Source organism: Frankia sp. AiPs1 (genome assembly GCF_023716945.1).
Lineage (GTDB): Bacteria > Actinomycetota > Actinomycetes > Frankiales > Frankiaceae > Frankia.
Genome location: NZ_JAMQQF010000451.1, coordinates 1 through 4958, shown reverse-complemented (window position 1 = coordinate 4958; position 4958 = coordinate 1). Strand labels below are relative to the sequence as shown.

Annotated in this window: 6 protein-coding genes and 1 pseudogene; 2 read left to right on the top strand and 5 right to left on the bottom strand. The window is 72.0% G+C overall.

The genetic code is table 11. The features are described from left to right. Together ND748_RS25055 and ND748_RS25050 are read left to right on the top strand one after the other, a co-directional pair. Nucleotides 1-434: LiaF domain-containing protein (locus tag ND748_RS25055; protein WP_251748470.1), on the top strand; the 434-nt coding region annotated here is incomplete at its 5' end. Beyond that, a complete protein-coding gene (locus tag ND748_RS25050; protein ID WP_251748468.1) occupies nt 431-1261 on the top strand; it encodes a PhzF family phenazine biosynthesis protein in 831 nt (276 codons plus the stop codon). The genes ND748_RS25055 and ND748_RS25050, both read left to right, overlap by 4 nt. 18 nt (nt 1262-1279) lie before the next feature. Here the strand turns inward: ND748_RS25050 and ND748_RS25045 are convergent, their stop codons facing one another. From ND748_RS25045 to ND748_RS25025, 5 genes and pseudogenes are all read right to left on the bottom strand, one after another. Beyond that, the gene (locus ND748_RS25045; RefSeq protein WP_251748467.1) at nt 1280-1693 is read right to left on the bottom strand and encodes a cold shock domain-containing protein; all 414 of its coding nucleotides are present in this window, start codon (nt 1691-1693) and stop codon (nt 1280-1282) included. A 341-nt stretch (nt 1694-2034) separates the two neighbouring features. After that, complete coding sequence (gene hypE / locus ND748_RS25040) at nt 2035-3159, bottom strand: hydrogenase expression/formation protein HypE (RefSeq protein WP_374216028.1); 1125 nt, start codon at nt 3157-3159, stop codon at nt 2035-2037. 37 nt (nt 3160-3196) lie between these two features. Next, nucleotides 3197-4342 carry a hydrogenase formation protein HypD gene (gene hypD / locus ND748_RS25035; protein WP_251748465.1) on the bottom strand — a complete coding sequence of 382 codons (1146 nt, stop codon included), beginning with the start codon at nt 4340-4342 and terminating at the stop codon, nt 3197-3199. Further along, entirely contained in the window at nt 4339-4632 is a 294-nt protein-coding gene (locus ND748_RS25030) for a HypC/HybG/HupF family hydrogenase formation chaperone (RefSeq protein ID WP_251748463.1), read from the bottom strand. Before ND748_RS25030 ends, hypD begins: the two co-directional genes overlap by 4 nt. Before the next feature lie 5 nt (nt 4633-4637). Next, nucleotides 4638-4958, bottom strand: a pseudogene (locus tag ND748_RS25025) (carbamoyltransferase HypF); the annotation flags it as partial.

Below are 4958 nucleotides of genomic sequence, written 5' to 3'. Positions count from 1 at the left end.
GCTCGGCCCGGCGCGGGCCGACCGGGGTGGACTGGACGGTCGCCGTGATGAGCGGCAACGAGCGCACCGGCCGGTGGCGGCCGAGCCGGCACACCCGCGCCGTCGCCGTGATGGGCGGCTGCGAGCTGGACCTGCGCGAGATCGCCTTCCCCACCGACGCGCTGATGATCACGGCGGTCGCGGTGATGGGCGGCATCGAGATCATCGTCCCCGAGGGGGTGGAGGTCGAGGTGACCGGCGTGTCGATCATGGGCGGCCGCTCGGTCAAGGTCGCCGCCACGCCGCGGCGGCCGGGGATGCCCGTCGTGCGCATCCGGGCGATCGCGGTGATGGGTGGCGTGGAGGTGCGCAGCAAGCCGCCGCGGCCGACCACGGCAGCCGGGCACCCGGCGATCGGGCCCACCGAAACCGGGCCCGGAGAAGAACGCGGATGAGCCGCCAGTTTCGTCAGGTGGACGTGTTCACCGCCATCCCGTACCAGGGCAATCCCGTTGCGGTGGTGCTGGACGGGACGGGACTCGACGACGACGCGATGCGCCGGTTCGCCCGCTGGACGAACCTTTCGGAGACGACCTTCGTCCTGCCGCCGACCGCACCGACGGCCGACTACCGGGTCCGCATCTTCACCCCGTCGTCCGAGCTGCCGTTCGCCGGGCATCCCACGCTCGGCACCTGCCACGCCTGGCTCGCCGAGCAGCCGGCGTCGGCCCGCCCGGCAAGGATCATCCAGGAGTGCGGGGTGGGCCTCGTCCCGTTGCGGCACACGCCGGACGGGCTCGCCTTCGCGGCACCGCCGCTGCGCCGCCGGGGACCGGTCGAGGCCCCGCTCGTCGCGCGGATCAGCACGATGCTCGGCATCGGGCTCGACGACGTCGTCGCGGCCGAGTGGGTCGACAACGGCCCGGGCTGGGTCGCGGTCCTGCTCGCCGACGCCGACTCGGTGCTGGCCCTGCGACCGCGCGGCGTCGACCTGCCCGTCGGGGTGGTCGGGCCGTGGCCGCCCGGCTCGGCGACGGCGTTCGAGGTACGGGCGTTCCTGCCGATGGGCGACGCGACGATCGAGGATCCCGTGACCGGCAGCCTGAACGCCTCGCTCGCACAGTGGCTGCTGGGCACCGGGCGGGCGAGCGCGCCCTACACGGCCAGCCAGGGCTCCGTGCTGCACCGGGCCGGCCGCATCCACCTCTCGACGGACGCCGACGGCACGGTCTGGGTGGCCGGCGCGACGGTCACCTGCCTGTCCGGCACCGCCGAGCTGTGACGGCGGCGCGCGCACCGGTCAGTTCTCCACCCAGCCGTACTTCTCGGCGATCCGGATGAGTTCGCTCCTGATCCGGATGATCTGAGTCCCGGTAAGGGTGGGTTCGACCCGCAGCAGCGTCTCGGTTACCTCCTGGGTGAGTTCACTCACCGGCAGGACGTCGCAGAGCCCGTCGGAATCATCGGCGTGCACGGCGACCCGCGGTGCGGCAACAGAAGCCGGGGCGGCGGAACCGACGACACGTGCCGAACTGGCTTTCAGGCCACGCTCACCCTCCTCGACCTCGAACTCCATGATGGCTCCGGGAACGACGAGATTCTTCTCGACGAGCAGGTCGTTTGCGTGCAGAAAAATATCGTCGCCACCGTCACTGGGGGCGATGAAACCGTAACCCCGAACGTGATCGAACCGAAGGACCTTACCTGTACTCACGACTCACCTCAACAGCACCAGAAAGACCATCATCTCGGCAATGACGCCCCCGTCCACCCAACCGCCACACGGCAGAACCGGGACCTGGCCGCCAATCATACCCGCCGTCGCACCAGGCTGACCCCGACCCACCGAGCCCGAGATCGGGCGGCGGAAAGCGGCCCGCCAGCCCAGGTGACACCGCACGCGGTTCAGCGCCGATCCGGGGACGTATTCTTCGCCGCCACAACCACTTCCCCAAGAAAACAACCGCGGGCCGCGTTTCCCCATCTCGACCGGCCGGATCATTTCCCGGTCGGCGCACCTTGCAGTGCGCGACCCACGCGGCGGGCGATGGCGTGTCAGCAGATACGCGGAAGCTCCGAGCCGATCGGCAGATCAATCACCCGGCTTCCGCCGAGCCCGGTCCTGGCGACCACCATCGGCGCGTTGTCCTCGGTGGCGGTGCCGATCGCCGCCGCGTCCCGGCCAAGCGGATGCGACCGCATCACCTCCAGTACCCGATCGGCGTCCGCCGCCGGGACCATGGCCACGAGTTTCCCCTCGTTGGCAATGGCGAACGGGTCGAGCCCGAGAACGCTGCAGGCATCGGCGACCGGGGCCGCCACCGGGACGGCCCCTTCGGTGACGGCGATGCCCACCTGAGCGCCTCGGGCGATCTCGTTGAGCGTCGCCGCCAGGCCGCCGCGGGTGGGGTCGCGCAGGGTGTGGATGTCCGCGCCGGTGGCCAGCATGGCGGCGACGAGGCCGCCCAGCGGCGCGGTGTCGCTACGGACCTGCGTGCCGAACTCCAGCCCCTCACGGCAGCTCAGAACGGCGATCCCGTGCGCCCCGAGCTCGCCGCTGACAAGGACGACGTCACCCGGTCGGGCCCGGCCCGGCCTGATGTCGACGCCGTCGGGGATCACCCCGAGACCGGTCGTGTTGATGTAGACGCCGTCGCCGTGGCCGGCGTCGACGACCTTGGTGTCCCCGGTGACGAGGCGGACCCCGGCCACCCGGGCCGCCGCCCCCAGAGCCTCGGCGATCCGGGCGAGTTCGGCCAGCTCGGTGCCCTCCTCCAGGATGAAGGCGGTCGACAGGTAGCACGGAGTCGCACCCATCATGGCCAGGTCGTTCACGGTGCCGTTGACCGCGAGATCGCCGATGGAGCCGCCGGGGAAGAACAGCGGGCGCACGACGAAGGAGTCGGTGGTGAAGGCCACCCGCGCACCGCCGAGCGTGACGACGGCGGCGTCGGCCAGCCCGGCGGCGTCGCCCGGCCCGGTCACGTCGGCCGGCCCGGTCACGTCGGCCGGGCCCCGGAAGGCCGGCAGGAACAGGTGTTCGACGAGCTCGGCGGACATCGCGCCGCCGCCGCCGTGCCCCATGACGATCGTGGGGGAATCCGCCAGCGGGGCGGGACAGGTCCAGGCGGCGAGGTCCACGGCGTTGGCGCCGTCCACCGCGGCGTCGGCGCCGTCCACCGCGGCGTCGCCCACCGCGGCAACGGGGCCGGGGAGATCAGGCACGGGCCACCTCCCGCGCGGGCCGGGCGTCCGTCGGGGCCGTCGGGGCCGGCTGGCCGAGCCGCCGGTAGAGGTAGTAGGCCGCGCAGGCGCCCTCGGCGGACACCATCGTGGCACCCAGCGGTGTCCGTGGCGTGCAGCGGCGGCCGAAGGCGGCGCACTCGTGCGGCTTGATCAGGCCCTGCAGCACCTCGCCCGAGCGGCATACCGAGGACTCCGCGGTGTGGATGTCGCCGACGGCGAAGCGGGTCTCGGCGTCGAACTCCGCATAGGCCGCGGACAGTCGCCAGCCGCTGTCCGGTATCACCCCGATGCCGCGCCAGGCGCGATCGGTCACCGTGAAGACGTCGCGCAGCATCGCGATGGCGGCCGGGTTGCCCGCCGCCGGCACGGCCCGCGGGTAGGCGTTGGCCAGCTCGTGGCGGCCCTCCTCGAGTTGCGTCACGGTCTGGCGGATTCCTTCGAGGAGGTCGAGCGGTTCGAAGCCGGTGACCACGATCGGCACCCGGTATCGGCGGGCGAGGTCCGGGTACTGGCCAGTGCCCATCACGCTGCACACGTGGCCGGCGGCGAGGAATCCCTGGACCCGGCAGCTCGGCGATTCCATGATTGCCGCGATCGCCGGCGGGACCAGGACGTGCGAGACGAGCAGCGAGAAGTTGCGTACCCCGCAGCGCTTCGCCTGGTAGACGGTCATCGCGTTGGCCGGCGCCGTGGTCTCGAACCCGATCCCGAAGAACACCACCTGCCGGTCCGGGTTCTGCCGGGCGATCGTCAGCGCGTCCAGGGGCGAGTACACCACCCGCACGTCGGCACCGGTGCTCTTCACCCGGAACAGGTCCCGGTCGCTGCCGGGGACCCGCAGCATGTCACCGAACGAGCAGAAGATGACCCCCGGTCGGGAGGCGATCTCGAGCGCGCGATCGATGATCTCCAGCGGGGTGACGCAGACGGGGCAGCCGGGGCCGTGGATCATTTCGACGCCCGCGGGCAGCAACTGGTCGATCCCATGCCGGATGAGCGAATGGGTCTGCCCGCCGCAGACCTCCATGATCGCCCACGGTCTGGTCGTCACCGCATGGATCTGATCCAGCAGCCGACCGGCCAGCTCGGGGTCGCTGAACTCCTCGAGGTACTTCACCGGTTCACCCCCTCAGGCTCGCCCGTCGCGGGCTGCATGGCCGGCCCACCGCCGAATTCCTCGGCGAGCAGCCCCATCCGGGCGATGGTGGCCAACGTTTCCCGCGCGGACTGTTCGTCGAGCCGCTGGATGGCGAACCCGACGTGAACGATCACGTACTCGCCGACCGCGGTGTCCGGCAGGTACTGCAGGCACACGTCCTTACGCACCCCGCCGAAATCCACCTCCCCCATGGGAGTGCCGTTGCGTTCCCCGATGGCGACGACCTGTCCCGGAACCGCCAGACACACCGCCCTCACCTCCTCGTTTCCTGGTCATCCGATGTCCCGCACCGCGCGGCGGTCGCGGCGACCACGAGCTGGCCCAGCGCGATGCCGCCGTCGTTCGGCGGCACCCGACGGTGCCGCAGCACCGTGCAGCCCTCGGCGCGCAACGCCCGCGCGGCCGCCGTCGCGAGCGGCACGTTCTGGAACACCCCGCCGGTCAGCGCCACGACGTCGAGCCCCCGCTCGGACCGGGCCTGCCGGGCCAGGTTGACGACCAGGGCCACCACCGCGCCGTGCAGGCCGGCGCTCATCGCCTCGACGGCGAGCCCGCGCCGCAGGTCGCGGACGAG

Coding starts and splice junctions, on each gene's coding strand:
- ND748_RS25050 (WP_251748468.1), top strand. CDS start 431: ATGAGCCGCCAGTTTCGTCAGGTGGACGTGTTCACCGCCATCCCGTAC.